The following is a 15,518-nucleotide window of genomic DNA, read 5'->3' as shown; positions in this document are numbered from 1 at the left end:
ACACACCGACAGCTGTCCCCGCGCACCGACTGCAGTCGGTGTACGACGCCAGAAGTCGGTGTGCGAGCGCCGCGCGGCCGCTGCTCGGAGCTCAACCGACCGGCCGCGCCGCGTCCCGCGGTTCCTCCGAGCCACTCGGCTCGGGCTCCTGCGGGCTGCGACGCTGCTCCGGGATGGGGCGCGGGGCGTCGCCGCTGTCCAGCTCCCGCAGCTGGGCGCTGACCTCGGCGAACGCCGCCTCGACAGGCCCGATCGGCGGGTCGACCGTGCCCAGCAGGGCCGCGGCGCTCCACGTCCGGACCTCGCCCCGCTCGACGGCGTCGCGCAGCGCCCGCAGCGGGCCGGCCTCCGCGGCACCGACGGCCGCCCCGTCCGCCAGCAGGTAGAGCCGGCGACGAGCGGTCGCGACCGCCAGGCCGAACGCGCGCTGCCCGTCGTCGGGCACCTCGGTGCGGAGGTCGACCACCGCCGTCGCGAACTCCCGGCCCTGCAGCGCGTGAACGGTGTCCGCGGTGACGCCCATGACCAGGCCGTGGTCGCGGAAGGAGGCCAGCACGGCCTCCGCGCGTGCGGCGCACGGCGCCACGACGCCGACCGGCCCGTCGGGCGCGTGGAGCGCGGCGAGGGCGCGGGGCAGCGCGGTGACGAGTCCGTCCGCGGCGGGGACCGCAGCCGTGGCCACGTCGATCAGCACGACCTCGGTGCGCGGTGGCGCGTCGGCGTCGTGCAGTCGTTCGTAGAGCGCCTCGTTCGCCAGCCGGCGCAGCCCGGCGCCGAACCGGGACTGCTGGGTGAGCGCCACACACCCCTCGTGCGCGACGGCCTCGTCCGGTGTCCCGATCCCGACGTGGGAGAAGCAGGTGGCACCGATCCACCGCCGCAGCTCCGGGCCCGCGTCGTCGGGGAGCGCCGGGGCGAGCTGGAGGAGGTCGCCGACGAGGACCGCGGTGGTGGTGGCGCGGCACAGCACGAGGAGGACCTCCGCGAGCGGCACCGCGCCCGCGCCGTCGACGAGGACGGCGTCGAAGGTGGCGTGGCCGAGCGCGGGATGGCTGCGGGAGCGCGCCAGCGTCGTCGCGACGACACCGGCCTCCCCGAGGATCCGCGCCACGGCACCGGAGCGCAGCGCACGCGCCCGCTCCAGGAGCTCGCGGTGTTCGGCCGCGAGCTCCTCGCGCCGCGCGTCCGCACCCTCCATACGGCCGAGCAGTTCCTGCAGGCGCGCGTGCCGGGCGGGCAGCCCGCGCTCCTCGCTCTCGCTGACCAGGCGCCGGTCGTCGTCGGTGAGCGGGCCCCAGCCCTGCGCCTCCGCGACGGTGGCGCGCAGCTCGGCCAGCCGGTCGCGGGCCCGCCGGAACTCCTCGTCGGCTATGGCCATCGCGTTCTCGGCCCGCGCCACCCGCGCGTCCACCGCGTCGACGTCGGCCCGGCCGCGCTCGCCGAGGACCGCGCGCGCGCCCAGCTGCGCGTCCAGCCAGCGCCGGCGCCCCTCGGCGGCCGCGACGGTGAAGCGCCGCAACTCCGTGTCGGCGGCGTCCACGGCGCGCCGGCGCTGGCGCCGCCCGCGCCACCCGGCCGACCGTTCCTCGGCCTCGAGCGCCCTGAGCTGCAGGCGAAGGGCGTCCTGGCGCTGGGCGATGGCGGCGAGGCCTTCCACGGCGCGACGTTCCTGCTCGAGGGCGTCCCGCACCGGGTCGATCTCGGCGCGTGCGGCCAGCGCCGCCCGCAGCTCCGTCGCGGCGGTCATGGTGGCGCGGCGTGCGTCGTCCGCCTCGGCCTGCGCCTGCTCCACGCGCGTGCCGAGCCCGTCGAGCACGCGCTCGGCCTCGATGCGCGCGACGGCCGCCCGGTAGACGGGCTCGTCGTGCTCACCCAGCTCCACCCGGAGCCGCTCGACCTCCTCGGCCGCCTCCTCGATCTCCCGCAGCTCGGCGGCGATCGCGGCACGCTGCTCGTCGAGCTCCCGCGACGCGGGCGCCGCGAGCCGCTCCAGCGAGACGCCCGGGTCGCCCGCGATCTCCGCCCGCGCCGCGGCTCCGACCCGCACCGCGGTGCCCGCCGCCGGCGCCATCCGCGCGAGGGCGGCGTGCAGCACGTCGTCGACCGCGGAATCCGTGGTCGAGACGAGCAGCACCCGCTTGCCCGCGCCCACGAGCTCCTCCACCGCACGGGCCAGCACCTCGGTCGTCCCGGTGCCCGGCGGGCCCCAGACGAGGCGGACCCCCGGGCTCAGGCAGGCGCGCAACGCCTCGCCCTGCTCCCCGGACAAACCCTCGGTCCCCGGGTGGTCCGCCGGCGCCCCGGACAACCGACCCTCGGCCAGCGCCTGCGCCAGCGGCGCCGGCCCGGCGACGCGCAGGCCGTCCCGCAGCGCCTCGCGCAGGGACCGCGGCGACAGCGACCGCACCCACAGGTGCCTGCTGCGTTCCGGCAGCCCCTGCGGCGGCCGCAGGAGCAGCACGCCGACGTCGTCGCGCAGCTCGTCGACCGGATACGCCGGCTCGTGCTCGGGCCCCTGCGCACCCGCGAAGCACGCCTCGACGATCGCGCACTGCTCCCGGCCGCGCCGGTCGACGACGAGCTGCCCCTCACCACCCGGAACCGCCACGCCGAGATCGGACCACGCCGCCACCCGGCCCGGCCCGTCCTCCCGCGCGATCCACCGCTGCACCGCATCGATGGCATGCGCCAACCACTCCGCGGCCATCAGCCCCCCGCTCGCCGCTTCCCCCGACCCCGATTGAACCAAGGACGGGCGCGCGATCACGGGGCTGTCCGGGTGAGCTTCCCGACTCGGTCCGGCGGTGACGCCTGACCGCCGGATCCGGTAAGGGCACTAGGTGATGGAGGCCCGGAACTGGTAGCGGTCGCCCCGGTACGCCTGGTCCGTGATCTCCAGCGGGTGGCCGTGCTGGCTGTTGGTGAGCTGACGTGCCATCAGGACCGGAACGGACGTGCCTTCGAGGTCGAGGAGGCGGCGCTCCTCGCGGTTGGGGGGTCGCGCCTCCACCGCGTACTCGGCACGCCGCGGGATCTGCGGGGGGTCGGCGGTCAAGAGGGTGGCGTAGAGCGATGCCTGCGTGAAATCGGTGTCGGCGAGCGCCGGGCACAGGGCGAGCGGCAGCCGGTTGTGCTCGAGCACCACGACCATCCCGTTCAACGAGCGCAGCCGCCGCATCTCGAAGAGGTCCGCGCCGGGGGCGAGGCGCAACCGTTGTGCCTCCCGAACCGTGCACGGGCGGACGCGGGACAGCAGCACCTCGCTGCTGATCGGGATGCGATGTTTGCGGGCGTAGTCGGCGAAGCCCTCGACGTGCGAGGTGGCGGTCGCGGTCGCCACCTCACCGGCGACGAACCAGCCGCGGGAGGGTGCGGCCTGAACCGCGCCCCGCTCGGCGAGCAGCGACAGCGCCGAGCGCAGCGTCACCCGGGAGACCTCGTAGCGCTCGGTGAGGGTCCGCTCGGAGGGGAGGCGGTCACCGCTGCGGGCACCGCCGGCGCGAAGCTCCTCCCACAGCTGTTCGGCCACGCGCTCGTACCGGGGGACCGATTCCGGATCGAGCGCTCCGCGGGCGAGCTCCAAGGGGCGCAGGCCAGGCATACCGGTATGCTACCAGTATCGATCTGATTGCAGACCAGTTTTGGCGTGCTTACTGTCTCGCGACGTGCCCGAGGCCCGTATCCCCACCAGCCCACGTCCTGCGCAGGTGCTCCGCGACCACCTGATCCGGCACCGCTGCGGCGAGCCGGTCGGAGTCACGTCCGTCTGTTCGGCGCATCCGCTGGTCGTCGAAGCCGCCGCATCGCAGGCCAGGTCCGACGGAGGCCTGCTGCTGGTGGAGGCGACGTCCAACCAGGTGGACCAGTACGGCGGTTACACTGGCATGCAGCCCGACGACTTCGCCGCACTCGTGTACCGGATCGCCGACCAGGCGGAACTGCCCCGCGCCCAGGTGGTGCTCGGCGGAGACCACCTGGGGCCGAACAGGTGGCGCGACCTCGGGCCCGCCGAGGCGATGGACCGCGCCGACGCGCTGGTCACCGCCTACGTCCGCGCGGGCTTCGCCAAGATCCACCTCGACTGCAGCATGGTGTGCGCCGGCGACCCGGTCCCGCTGCCGGGCACCCTCGTCGCGGCACGCGCCGCCCGGCTGGCGCGCGTGGCCGAGAAGGCCGCCGGCGAGCTGGAGCAGCGCGCGGACCTCGTCTACGTGATCGGCACGGAGGTCCCGGTCCCCGGCGGCGCGCAGGAGACCATCGACGCACTCACCCCGACGGCGCCGGACGCCGCACGCACCACCGTGGCCGAGCACCGGGCCGCGTTCGCCGAAGCCGGCCTCGACGAGGCGTGGGAGCGGGTGATCGCGCTCGTGGTGCAGCCGGGCGTCGAGTTCGACCACCTCCGGGTCGTCGACTACGAGCCGGATGCCGCGCGGCAGCTGAGTGAGGTCGTCACCGAACACCCTGGTCTCGTGTTCGAGGCGCACTCCACCGACTACCAGACCCGGACCGCGCTGGCCGAACTGGTGCGCGACCACTGGGCGGTACTCAAGGTGGGTCCGGGGTTGACGTTCGCGCTGCGGGAGGCGCTGTTCGCGCTGGCCGCGATCGAGGACGAGCTCATCGGCGAGGCGGACCGTTCCGACCTGGTGAACGCCGTCGAGGCCGCCATGCTGGCCGACCCCACGTGGTGGGCGGGCTACTACGACGGGGATCCCGACCAGCAGCGGCTGGCGCGTCGCTACAGCTACAGCGACCGGTCGCGCTACTACTGGCCGCACCCGGCGGTGTTCTCCGCGGTGGAGCGCCTGTTCCTCAACCTCGACGACGCCGGGATCCCGCTCCCCGTGCTCAGCGAGCACCTGCCCGAGCAGTACCGCCGGGTCCGCACAGGCGAGCTGCCCGGCAACGCGCGCGCCCTCGTGGTCGACCACGTCCGCGACGTGCTGCGCGACTACGCGTACGCCTGTGGTGCGGAAGGAGCCTCCGCGTGACCCGCCGGAGCGTCGACGGCGCGGGCGGGCTGTGGACCGCGCGGGAGATCGCCCAGCAGCCGGTCGTGTGGCGCGAGCTCGCCGGATCCCTGAGCGCCCAGCGGCGGCAGATCGACGGCTTCCTCACGCCGCTGCTCGCCCGCGACGACCTGCGGATCGTGCTCACCGGTGCCGGCACGTCCGCGTTCGCGGGCCAGATCGTCGGCCCCGGGCTCACGCGGGCACTTCGTCGCCGCGTCGACGCCGTGGCCACCACCGACCTGGTGAGCAACCCCCGCGAGCACCTCGCCGAGGACGTGCCGACGCTGCTGGTCTCCTTCGCCCGCTCCGGCGACAGCCCCGAGTCGCTGGCCGCGGTCCGGCTCGCCGACGAGCTGGTGACCGACTGCCGGCACCTGGTCCTGACCTGCAACCCCGACGGCCGCCTGTACCGGAGCTTGAGCGGACCGGCCGGGCAGGGCAACCGTCGCAGCCTCGCGCTGCTGATGCCACCGGGCACCAACGACCAGGGCTTCGCGATGACCTCCAGCGTCACCAGCATGATGCTGGCCGCGCTGACTGTCCTGGGCGGGTGCCACGACGTCGCCCGGCTGGCGGACGCCGCCGCGGCCGCGCTGCCCGACCTCGAGAAGTGGGCCCGTGAGGTGGTCGACGAACGCCCCGACCGGTTCGTCTACCTCGGCAGCGGCGCCTTGACCGGCCTGGCCCGGGAGTCCGCGCTCAAGCTGCTCGAGCTGACCGCCGGGCGGGTCGTGAGCTTCGCCGACTCGTCGCTGGGGTTCCGGCACGGCCCCAAGTCGGTGCTCACCGACACCACGGTCGCGCTCGTCTACCTGTCCAACGACCCCTACACGCGCCGCTACGACCTCGACATCGTCCGTGAGCTGCAGCAGGCCATGCCCGCAGGGCGCGTGGTCTCCATCGGCTGCCGCGACGACGCCGAGGAGGAGACCTGGTCGTTCCCGGCGCTGGGCCACCTGCCCGACGCCACGGTGGCGCCGGTGCTCGTACTGGCGGCACAACACATCGCGCTGGCGCAGTCGCTCGCGCTGGGCCTCGATCCCGACAGCCCGTTCCCGGCGGGCGGGGTGAACCGGGTCGTGGAGGGAGTCACCATCCATGAGCTCGATCAGTGACCCGAGGGGCCCCGGCGTGTTCCTGGGCGTCGACGGCGGCGGCACCAAGACCGCGTTCGCGCTGCTGACCGGCGACGGCAGGCTCCTGGCCACCGCGCTGGCTCCCAGCTCCTACTACCTCGGACAGAGCATCGACCTCGTCGAGGACGTGCTGCGCAGCGGCATCGGTGCCGTCTGCGGCCACGCGGACGTGCCGCCGGAACAGATCAGCCACGCGTTCGTCGCGCTGCCCGGCTACGGCGAGGTCAGCAGCGACGTCGAGACGTTGGACGCGATCCCCGGCCGCGTCCTCGGCCACCAGCGCTACGGCTGCGACAACGACATGGTCGCCGCGTGGGCGGGGTCGCTGGGCGCCGTCGACGGCGTCAACGTGATCGCCGGCACCGGGTCCATGACCTACGGCGAGCACGACGGCCGTGGGCTGCGCGTCGGCGGCTGGGGCGAGCTGTTCGACGACGAGGGGTCGGCCTACTGGATCGCGATCCGCGGGCTGGGGGCGTTCGCGAAGATGTCCGACGGCCGGCTGCCCGCGGGCCCGTTGCGCGAGCGCATGGCCACCCACCTGCAGCTCGCCACCGACCTGGACCTCGTCGACGTCGTCGTGAACCGCTGGCGGGGCGACCGGGCACGGGTGGCAGCACTGGCGCACGTGATCACCGCGGCCGCCGCCGACGGCGACGACGCCTGTGCGCGCATCCTCCGCGAGGCCGGACGCGCGCTGGCCGACCTGGTGACGGCCACCGTCGCCCGGCTCGGCTACGCGCCCGGTGACGTCGTCCCCGTGTCGTGGTCGGGCGGGGTCTTCACGTCCGAGGAGGTGCGCGCCGCCTTCCGCGAGCACCTCCTCGACACGCCGGTCGACCTGCGCGACCCGCTCCTGCCCCCGGTCCTGGGCGCCGCGCTGTACGCGGCGCGGCTCGCCGGCCGCCCGCTGAGCCCCGAGGCCGTCGACGGGCTGCAGGCATACGCAACCACCGTGCTTCAAGGAGGAAGTCATGAGTGACCGCCGCTGGATCCCCTACGCCGGGCTCCTGGTGCTGTTCTGGGGCGTCTGGGGAGCGTTCTCGAGCGCGCCGACCACGCTGTACGACTACCCCGACGAGATGGTCTACATCCTGTGGGCGATCACCATGCTCATCCCCGCCTACTTCGCGATGCGCGGCCACAAGCTCGACCGGCGCCCGATCGCGGCCGGGTACGGCCTGATCGTCGGCCTCACGGGTGCCGGTGGCCAGCTCGTCTTGTTCCAGGCCCTCACGATCGGGCCGGCCTACCTGATCTTCCCGCTCATCGCGATCTCCCCCGCCATCACCGTGCTGATGGCCGTGCTCATCCTGCGCGAACGCATCCGCACACTGGCCACCGTCGGCGTGGTCGCCGCACTGGCGTCCATCGTCCTGTTCAGCGTCAGCAGCGGGTCCGGTGACACCGGGAGCGGCCCGTGGCTGATCCTGGCCCTGATCGTCATGATCGCCTGGGGTGTCCAGGCCTTCTTCATGAAGAAGGCCGCCACCGTCGGCGTGAACGACGCGACGACGTTCGCCTGGATGACGGTCAGCGGCCTGCTGCTCATCCCCGTCGCCTTGGTCATGATGGGTGGCTTCCCCGGCGACGCCCCCTGGCAGGCCCCCGCCCTGACGCTGGGCACCCAGCTGCTCAACGCCGTCGGCGCGCTGTTCCTCGTCATGGCGCTGTCCCGCGGCAAGGCCGCCATCGTCGCGCCGGTGACCAACGCGCTCGCACCCGTGCTCACCATCGTGCTGTCGCTCGCCGTGTACCAGACCCTGCCGTCGATCTACGGGTTCATCGGCATCGTCCTGGCCATCGGCGGCTCCACGCTCATGGTGTACGCCGACGAATCCGGCGGCGAATCCCCGACCGCGACGCCTCCTACCGTGGCTGCGGGGCCGCCGTCCTCCTGACCGCCCGCAGGCGCGTGAGGCCACCTACCTCGGATGTGAGCTACCCGGCAGGCAGGGCCTCGCGCATGGCGGCCGCGGTGCGAGCCGGGTCGTAGCCCTCGGGCACGCCGTCGACCACGATGATGTCGCCGTCGACGTGCCGCGAGCGCAGCGGCGCGATCTCCTGGTACTCGGGAGAGTTCCACCAGGCCTGCGCCTCGGCCGGCCCGGGGAAGCCGATCATCACGACGTTCCCGGGCCAGGCGCCCTCCTTCACCTCGTGCTGCGTGGCGTGCACGAGGAAGCGGCCGCCGTGCGGTGCGAACGTGGCGGTGATGCGCTCGATGTACTCGGCGACATCCGGGTGCGGGGCGGCATCCCGCAGGTGGGCGATGACGTAGGTGGGCATGGTGTCCCTTCCGGTCGTGCGGCTTCCGTACACCGACGATCATGACGCCCGGGCGTATCGGAGTCGATGACCTGGCAGGTAAGCGTTCGGGCGCACAGCCCCACTCCGGCGCACCGATGGCGAGGCCCGCCGGAGGACTGCGGCCGCGTCCACGGCTACGAGCTGTTCTGCGCGGCCACCGACCCGGGGCTCCCCCGCCACGCCGAAGCGCGTGCCGAGGTCGCGCGGATGTACGGCTTCGAGACCGTTCCCCCCGGCTTGTTGCTGCACATCACCGAGCGGATGCCCGTGACGTCCCGGGACGCGTGCGAGAACCACGCCTCCCCCGTCCTGCCAGCCGAGGGCAGCCCGATCAGCGGGATCACCGCCGGTCACGTGGAGCGTGCGCGACCGGCTGGGCACGCTGGGGCCACACGGCAGGGACCGGCGACCCACGCCGGAGGGGATCGCCTTCGCGCGCGCCGCCCTGCGCACCTGGCCCTGACCTCGCGCGGCGGCCGTCACCGCAGCGCGGGACGCTCGCGCAGCACGGTGAGGGTCAGGACCACGACCAACGCCAGCACCGCCGCGCCGTACCAGCCCACGGCGCCGAACGCCGCGGTGAACGCCGTGCGGGCGGCCTCGGCGAGCTCCGCCCCCGCGGGCGCGGGCAGCGACTCCGCGGCGAGGAGCGCCGGGGCCAACCCCTCCTGGGCCGCCGCCGGCACGCCCGCCGGCAGCTCCGCCGCGAGCCGGGCGCCGTACACGGCCGTCACCACGGATCCCGCGGCCGCCACCCCCAGCGCGACTCCCAGCTCGCCGGCCGTCTCCGACACCGCCGACGCCGAGCCGGCACGCTCGGGCGGCACCGATCCCAGGACCAGGTCCGTGCCCAGCACCCCGGTCGGCACGACGCCCAGGACCGTCACCGCCACCAGCCCGACCAGCACCGCGGGCGACACGTCCGCGCCGACCCGCGTGATCGCGATGCACCCCAGGAGCGACACGGCAGCGGCAGCGGCGAGCAGCCGGGTGCGCCCGACCCGCTGGGCCAGGCGCGGCGTCAGCAGCGAGCCCACCACGGTGGCCGCCGCGACGGGGAGCATCCACAGCCCCGCCTCCAGCGCGTCCACGCCGCTCACGAGTTGCAGGAACTGCGGGAGCAGGTAGAACAGCCCGTTGAGCGCCAGCAGCCCGAGCAGGATGAGGCTCACGGCCGCGACGAACTCGCGCCGGGCGAACAGCGCCACGTCGAGCATCGGGTCGGGCATCCGCCGCTGGCGACGCACGAACGCCCACCCCGCGCCCAGGCCCACCGCGACGGCCAGCGACGGCACGAACCCGAGCCCGTGCGCCGCGGTCTCCTTGACCCCGTACGCCAGCGGCAGCATCGCCGCGAGCGAGAGCGCGATGCTCGCCACGTCGACGCCGCGCACCCCCGCCGGGTCGCGGTGCTCGGGCAGCAGGACCGGCCCGAGCACGAGCAGCGCCAGCATCACCGGGACGCCGAGCAGGAACACCGATCCCCACCAGTAGTTGGCGAGCAGCAGCCCGCCCACGATCGGGCCGAGCGCCACCCCGGCGGAGAACATCGTCATCCAGACGGCGATCGCGGTGGTGCGCTGAGCGGGATCGCGGAACATCGTGCTGATCAGCGCCAGCGTCGAGGGCATGAGGGTGGCCCCGGCGATCCCCAGCAGCGCGCGGGCGGCGATCAGCGTCTCGGCGGTCGGCGCGTACGCCGCCACCACGGACGCGACGGCGAACGCCGCACCACCGATGAGCAGCAGCCTGCGACGCCCGATGCGGTCGCCGATCGACCCCATCGTGACCAGGAAGCCGGCGATGAGGAAGCCGTAGACGTCGAGGATCCAGAGCTGCTGCGTCGCGCTCGGTTGCAGGTCGGCCGTCAACGCGGGTGCAGCCAGGTACAGCACGCTCACGTCGAGCGCGAGGACCAGCAGGGGAAGCGCGAGCACGGCCAGGCCGAGCCACTGCCGCGCCCCCGCACGCGGAGGGCTCTGGGAATGCGTCATGACTCCAGCTTCCGAGTTCGACCCGGCTACAGGTCAAGTGCATTCGGCGGGCGCGATCGCGCCACCCGTCAGACGTACCGCGGCCGGCCGACGATCCAGCCCAGGACGATCTCGAGCAGCAACACCACGACCAGCATCCACAGGGAGACCGCCCAACCGCCGGTGGTGCCGTGCAGCACGCCGAACAGGAACGGACCGACCGAGCTGATCAGGTAGCCGATGCTCTGGGCCATCGCGGAGAGGCCTGCGGTGTCGGCGGCGGTGCGGGTGCGCAGCGCGATCACCCCGAGCCCCAGCGGGAACACCCCCATGCCGACGCCGAGCAGGAGCGTCCACGCCCATGGCGCCGCGGTCGGGGCGATGAGCAGCCCGAACACGCCCAGCAGACTGACGGTGGCCAGCCCGCTGATCCACCCCGACTGCGAGCGCCGGGCCAGCGCGATGGGCGGCAGGACCAGGCTGATCGGGATGCCGATGAGGCTGATCACCGCGAGCATCAGCCCGGCCTCGGTGCGGGCGATGCCTTCGCTGACGAAAAGCTCGGCCAACCAGCCCATCGTGACGTAGGCGAACAGCGCTTGAAGACCGAAGAACCCGGTGACGGCCCAGGCCAGCGGACTACGCATGAGGTTGCGACGAGGGGGCGGAGCATCCCCGACCGTCACCCCTGCCGGTTCGTGGCGCGCGGCGCGCCACCAGACCACCAGCGCGGCCAGCGACAGCACCGCCCACGCCGCCACTGCCGCCCGCCAGCCGCCGAACAGCTGCTCCAGCGGCGGCGTCAACGCGGCGCCGATCCCACCGCCGGCGGCCAGCGCCGCCGTGTAGATCCCGGTGACGCGCCCGACCTGCCCCGGGAACGACTCCTTGACCACCACCGGGATGAGCACGTTGCCGATGGCGATCCCGGCAGCGGCGATGAACGTGCCGCCGAGCACGACCCACGGCCCGTCCAGCACCCGCAGCAGCAGCCCGCCGGTGAGCACGACCAGCGACAGCCCGACCGCACGCGCCATGCCGAACCGGCGCCCGATCGCGGGCGCGGCGATCGCCGCCAGCCCGAAGCACAGCGTGGGGACGGCGGTGAGCGTGCTGGCCCAGATGGCCGACGCGCCGAGGTCCGCCCGCACCTCGCCGAGCATCGCGGCCATGCTGGTGACCGCGGGGCGCAGGTTCATGGCGGCCAGCGCGACGCCGACGACCAGCAGCGGCGTGCCGAGCAGGGCGGTGTGTCGGGCTCGCTGCACCGTCTCCGCAGCGCCGATATCGACCAAGGCCTCCGTGTCGGTGCGCGCCGACGTCACCCGCTCCATCCCCATTTCAGCTATGATCCCATACATAGGATGTTCGGATGATGGGATGCGTCGGTGCCTCTGATCACACCTCGCCGCGCCGGACTGGTCGAGCAGGCCATCGACCAGCTGCAGGCCACGATCGTGTCCGGGGAGTGGCCCGTCGGCGGCCGCATCCCGCCTGAGACGGAACTCGCCACGGCCCTCGACGTCGGCCGCAACACCGTCCGCGAGGCGGTGCGCGCGCTCGCCCACGCCGGCCTGCTGGAGGTCCGCCAGGGCGACGGCACGTTCGTGCGCGCCACCACCGAGCTCTCCGGGGCGCTGCGCAAGCTGTGCGGCAGCGAGCTCCGCGACGCGCTGGAGGTGCGCCGCGTGCTGGAGGTCGACGCCGCCCGCCTGGCCGCCGTCCGCCGCACCGCCGACGACCTCACCGCCCTGCACAACGCCCTCGCCGAGCGCAACGCCGCCGTACGGGACCAGGACGTGGAACGCGCCGTGCACACCGACACCGCCTTCCACCTCGTGGTGGTGCGCAGCGCCCACAACGACCTGCTGACCGAGCTCTACCGCGGGGTGGCCGAGGTGGTGGCCCGCAGCGTGGCCACCACCATGCCCGCCGGCCTGGACAAGCAGGACGAGATCTCCCACGACGGGCTGGTGGAGGCGATCGCGGCGCAGGACGTGGAGCGCGCAGCCCGGGAGGCGGGAGACTTCCTGACCCGCCTGCTCGACGAGAACTGACCACCCCCTCGAGGTCCCGGCCGTTGGTCCGGCCCGACGCGGTCAGTCCGGACCCGCGCCGTCGTCGTCGAAGATCCGGTCGAAGTCGCCGCCCAAGACGTTGAGCACGACCTCGCAGTCGCAGAAGCCGCCGTTCTCCTCCAGCTCGTGCCGCAACTGCGGCCAGCCGACCTCGGCACCCCGCGCCCATTCCTGGGCGACGCGCAGGGTGCCGTCACAGGAGCGCAGCGCCGACTCGAGCGCCTTGGCCAGGCCCACCAGCTGTTCCAGCGAGAGGCTCAGCCCGGGCTGCTCGCACTCGAGATCGTCCAGCTCGTCGTACTCGTGCCAGGGCAGGTCATCGAAGATGTTCGTCATACCGCCGACGGTGCTCCGGCACACCGACGGTGCCGGACGGTCCGGCGGGAGTTATCCACAAGCCGTGCGCCCCGGCGGCTGCCGAGCCACGGCGGCCCTGGCTGCTCACAGCCGCCCCCACAGCGCCGCGTTCTCGCCCTCCGTGCGGCGGTAGTGGTCCTCCATCAGCTTCAGCGACTCGCGGATCTTGAGCAGCTCGGCCTCCAGCGCCACCATCGCCGCGTACGGCCCGTCATGCGCGTCCATCACACGGGAGTTGTAGGCACCCACGACTTCGGCGCTCACGGGGTCGCCGAGCCACGGCTCCCGGATGTAGGCCTCCTGGCGCAGCCGAACCAGATGCCGGCTCAGCTCGGTGAGGGATTCGTCGAATGCTGCGCGGACCGCCGGAATCGCGGACGGCTCGATCCGCAGGGCGGCGGGCGGGAACTGTCCGGGCATGCACACTCCTCGGTCCGCGACGGCGTCAAGCCGACGTTAGGCCCGCTAAGGCGATTCAGGGGCCAGACGAGCACGAATGTGTGCGATCGTGAACGTCGCTGCTACTCGCGGAGCGTGTTCATGAGTTGAGCAAGGTCATCATCGCTGCTCCCGCGACGGTTTCCGCATCCCGGCACAGCTGCATCTGGGGGATCGGGGGCTGCTGACCGCCAGTCCCATACTGCACATCAAGGAGCTGGCCAGCCGCGACGTCCACGATCACAGTGCAGTAGTCCGTGAACCTCGTCGGCACCGCCACCACCGCGGGAAAACCCTGGACCGTCACCTGCTGGAGGTCTGTTGCCAATTCACCGGAGGTGAACCGCTCGATCCCCACGGACCCCACCAGGCTCACCCCGACCGTCACTGCGCGGGGCTCGAACCCGCGCACCGTGCACAGCGGAACCTCGGTCCCTTCGTACAGGCCCACCCGATCCCGTGTAGACACCGGCCGGCCGTCCAACCCCAGCTCCACCCGCTGCTGCTCCGTCAGCAACGAACACGGGTCCACCCCGTCCAGCCGCACCTCCCGCGGCCGCGCCGGCAGTTCGATCCCCCCGCCCGGCGAGCCTTCCGGCGCGGAAGGCGGCGACGGGGAGCCGCCGACGGCGCATGCGGATGTCAGCACAGCCAGCACCACGGCCAGCACCACGCCCCTCACCCCTCGCACGAGGAGCACGGTAGCGCCACGCTCACACTGCGGACATCGTTTCGCGGGACCTGTAGGCCGCCTCGCGCAGTCCCGGGGCCAAGGGCCGGTGGTCGCTCGCGACCTCGGCCCGCGATCCGCAGCGCACACCGAGCCGCCGGTGGTCCCCGCACGGGACCGCGGGCTGCAGCGCCAGGTGATCGCCGTTTCGGTGCGATTCCGACGCGATCGAGGGCAGCCGCGAGTCGGGCCGCAGATGCCAGACGGTGATCGCTGCGAGAGGCACCTGACGCCGTCGCGACAGCATCCACGCGCTTCTCGAACCGATCATCAGCCCTGATCACCCCGACAAGTACGCCACCGTCGCAGCGGCAGCACCCAGGTACTGATCAGATCGATCACCGCGCTCCGCGTCCCGCCCCGCAGCGGCGATCACGGGCGAAGTCGTGATCGACGATCGACCGCACCACCATGTGCCCGTGATCGATGCAGTGCCCGCGGTGCGGGCACGACCGCCGCGCTGCACCGAGCTGACGATCACAGCCGGCGGTGCTGCTCGCGACGGAGGAGCGCAGGCGCCGGCCTCGGCATTCGTTCAACCCCTGTGCTGGGAACACGACGCCTCGCGGCCGGCCGCAGCTGCGCCACCAGCTCCTGGCGCAATGGCACGGTGCGGGCCGCTCGGCTCCGCGAGTTCCAGCGCGGCGTGACAACCCGCCGGGAGCGCACCACACCGGCACGCGGTGGCGGTCTGCACCAGCCTGCGCTGCAGGTCCTTGGCCTTCTCGAGGTCCCCGACGCCGACCGCACAGAACTCCCTTCCGGCACAGAGTTCCGCTCCTGGTTCCCTGACGCGCTCCTGCGCGCGAGGATGGCGTTGTGGCTGATGACACCACGACGATCGAGCTCAGCACGTCCGAACTCCGGGACGTGGCCGGCTACGCCGTGGCGTGCGCCCGGCCGGCCCTGGTGATCTTCGAGGGTGAACGTCCCGACGACCGGCGCGCCCGGGACGCGATCGACGCGGCACAGGCTTTCGCCGACAGCGGCAGGCGCGTCAAGGCCATACGCGACAGCGCATGGGCCGCGCACCGGGCGGCGCAGGAGACCCGCGATGCAGGACAGGCTGCGGCGAGCGACGCGGCGCGAGCCGCCCTCGCCGCGGCCAGCGCCGCGTTCCTCCACCCGCTGGCGAAGGCGACCCAGGTGAAGCACATCCTCGGTTCCGCCGCTCATGCCGCGCGCGCGTTCGAGCTCTCCGCCGGGGGCGATCCTGCCGTCGGTGCCCACCACATCGCGCAGTCGCAGCTCCTCGCGCACGCCGTCGTGGTGGACGTCCTGAGGCGCTACCCCGACGCCCCGCGTGGCGGAGGCCGCGTCGGAGAACTGATCCGCCAGCTGGACGCGTCGCTGCGCTGAGGCGCCAACAGCCACAAAAACAAATGAGCCCCGCCAGAAGGCGGGGCTCATTTGAAATGTTAAATGTCGGCGGCGACCTACTCTCCCACACCCTAACGAGTGCAGTACCATCGGCGCTGGAG

General features: G+C 73.3%; 14 protein-coding genes. 6 read left to right on the top strand and 8 right to left on the bottom strand.

Going from position 1 to position 15,518, the window contains the following annotated elements; genetic code table 11:
* Nucleotides 1-91: 91 nt before the first annotated feature.
* Nucleotides 92-2,707, bottom strand: coding sequence for an AAA domain-containing protein (locus tag CFP66_RS36040; RefSeq protein ID WP_094929836.1), 2,616 nt, complete (start codon nt 2,705-2,707; stop codon nt 92-94).
* A 129-nt stretch (nt 2,708-2,836) separates the two neighbouring features.
* Nucleotides 2,837-3,601 carry a GntR family transcriptional regulator gene (locus tag CFP66_RS36035; RefSeq protein ID WP_094929835.1) on the bottom strand — a complete coding sequence of 255 codons (765 nt, stop codon included), beginning with the start codon at nt 3,599-3,601 and terminating at the stop codon, nt 2,837-2,839.
* Between the two features lie 64 nt (nt 3,602-3,665).
* On the opposite strand from CFP66_RS36035, the gene CFP66_RS36030 reads away from it, so the two are divergent.
* From CFP66_RS36030 to CFP66_RS36015, 4 genes are read left to right on the top strand one after another with little or no spacing between them, the layout of a single operon-like run.
* Nucleotides 3,666-4,994, top strand: a complete 1,329-nt coding sequence (locus tag CFP66_RS36030) for a D-tagatose-bisphosphate aldolase, class II, non-catalytic subunit (protein ID WP_233159995.1) — start codon at nt 3,666-3,668, stop codon at nt 4,992-4,994.
* Entirely contained in the window at nt 4,991-6,130 is a 1,140-nt protein-coding gene (locus CFP66_RS36025) for an SIS domain-containing protein (RefSeq protein WP_094929833.1), read from the top strand. Before CFP66_RS36030 ends, CFP66_RS36025 begins: the two co-directional genes overlap by 4 nt.
* Nucleotides 6,114-7,133, top strand: a complete 1,020-nt coding sequence (locus CFP66_RS36020) for an N-acetylglucosamine kinase (protein WP_233159994.1) — start codon at nt 6,114-6,116, stop codon at nt 7,131-7,133. Before CFP66_RS36025 ends, CFP66_RS36020 begins: the two co-directional genes overlap by 17 nt.
* A complete protein-coding gene (locus tag CFP66_RS36015) occupies nt 7,126-8,052 on the top strand; it encodes a DMT family transporter (protein ID WP_094929831.1) in 927 nt (308 codons plus the stop codon). Before CFP66_RS36020 ends, CFP66_RS36015 begins: the two co-directional genes overlap by 8 nt.
* Nucleotides 8,053-8,092: 40 nt before the next feature.
* On the opposite strand, the gene CFP66_RS36010 is transcribed toward CFP66_RS36015, so the two are convergent.
* From CFP66_RS36010 to CFP66_RS35995, 3 genes are all read right to left on the bottom strand, one after another.
* Complete coding sequence (locus CFP66_RS36010; protein WP_094929830.1) at nt 8,093-8,440, bottom strand: DUF1330 domain-containing protein; 348 nt, start codon at nt 8,438-8,440, stop codon at nt 8,093-8,095.
* A 500-nt stretch (nt 8,441-8,940) separates the two neighbouring features.
* Nucleotides 8,941-10,455, bottom strand: coding sequence for an MFS transporter (locus tag CFP66_RS36000; protein WP_198961894.1), 1,515 nt, complete (start codon nt 10,453-10,455; stop codon nt 8,941-8,943).
* A 68-nt stretch (nt 10,456-10,523) separates the two neighbouring features.
* Nucleotides 10,524-11,774: an MFS transporter gene (locus CFP66_RS35995; protein WP_198961893.1), complete on the bottom strand. Its 1,251-nt coding sequence runs from the start codon at nt 11,772-11,774 to the stop codon at nt 10,524-10,526.
* Nucleotides 11,775-11,822: 48 nt separating this feature from the next.
* On the opposite strand from CFP66_RS35995, the gene CFP66_RS35990 reads away from it, so the two are divergent.
* On the top strand, nt 11,823-12,491 hold the full coding sequence (locus tag CFP66_RS35990; RefSeq protein ID WP_094929827.1) for a FadR/GntR family transcriptional regulator: 669 nt from the start codon (nt 11,823-11,825) through the stop codon (nt 12,489-12,491).
* A 42-nt stretch (nt 12,492-12,533) separates the two neighbouring features.
* Here CFP66_RS35990 and CFP66_RS35985 read toward each other — a convergent pair whose 3' ends face one another.
* The 3 genes from CFP66_RS35985 to CFP66_RS35975 all read right to left on the bottom strand — a co-directional run bounded on the left by CFP66_RS35985 (nt 12,534) and on the right by CFP66_RS35975 (nt 13,980).
* Nucleotides 12,534-12,848, bottom strand: coding sequence for a DUF2695 domain-containing protein (locus CFP66_RS35985; protein ID WP_094929826.1), 315 nt, complete (start codon nt 12,846-12,848; stop codon nt 12,534-12,536).
* A gap of 105 nt (nt 12,849-12,953) precedes the next feature.
* Complete coding sequence (locus CFP66_RS35980; protein ID WP_094929825.1) at nt 12,954-13,289, bottom strand: WXG100 family type VII secretion target; 336 nt, start codon at nt 13,287-13,289, stop codon at nt 12,954-12,956.
* Between the two features lie 118 nt (nt 13,290-13,407).
* Nucleotides 13,408-13,980, bottom strand: coding sequence for a DUF3558 domain-containing protein (locus CFP66_RS35975; RefSeq protein WP_158228334.1), 573 nt, complete (start codon nt 13,978-13,980; stop codon nt 13,408-13,410).
* A gap of 876 nt (nt 13,981-14,856) precedes the next feature.
* Here CFP66_RS35975 and CFP66_RS35970 point away from each other — a divergent pair.
* Nucleotides 14,857-15,396, top strand: a complete 540-nt coding sequence (locus CFP66_RS35970; RefSeq protein WP_094929823.1) for a putative immunity protein — start codon at nt 14,857-14,859, stop codon at nt 15,394-15,396.
* Nucleotides 15,397-15,518: the final 122 nt, after the last annotated feature.

The organism is Pseudonocardia sp. MH-G8, from assembly GCF_002262885.1.
In the GTDB taxonomy this organism is placed as follows: Bacteria; Actinomycetota; Actinomycetes; order Mycobacteriales; family Pseudonocardiaceae; genus Pseudonocardia.
Note: the sequence above shows the minus strand (reverse complement) of the source record. Positions and strands in the feature narration are given on the sequence as shown.

Coding starts and splice junctions, on each gene's coding strand:
- CFP66_RS36040 (WP_094929836.1), bottom strand. CDS start 2,707: ATGGCCGCGGAGTGGTTGGCGCATGCCATCGATGCGGTGCAGCGGTGG.
- CFP66_RS36035 (WP_094929835.1), bottom strand. CDS start 3,601: ATGCCTGGCCTGCGCCCCTTGGAGCTCGCCCGCGGAGCGCTCGATCCG.
- CFP66_RS36020 (WP_233159994.1), top strand. CDS start 6,114: ATGAGCTCGATCAGTGACCCGAGGGGCCCCGGCGTGTTCCTGGGCGTC.
- CFP66_RS36015 (WP_094929831.1), top strand. CDS start 7,126: ATGAGTGACCGCCGCTGGATCCCCTACGCCGGGCTCCTGGTGCTGTTC.
- CFP66_RS36010 (WP_094929830.1), bottom strand. CDS start 8,440: ATGCCCACCTACGTCATCGCCCACCTGCGGGATGCCGCCCCGCACCCG.
- CFP66_RS36000 (WP_198961894.1), bottom strand. CDS start 10,455: ATGACGCATTCCCAGAGCCCTCCGCGTGCGGGGGCGCGGCAGTGGCTC.
- CFP66_RS35995 (WP_198961893.1), bottom strand. CDS start 11,774: ATGGGGATGGAGCGGGTGACGTCGGCGCGCACCGACACGGAGGCCTTG.
- CFP66_RS35985 (WP_094929826.1), bottom strand. CDS start 12,848: ATGACGAACATCTTCGATGACCTGCCCTGGCACGAGTACGACGAGCTG.
- CFP66_RS35980 (WP_094929825.1), bottom strand. CDS start 13,289: ATGCCCGGACAGTTCCCGCCCGCCGCCCTGCGGATCGAGCCGTCCGCG.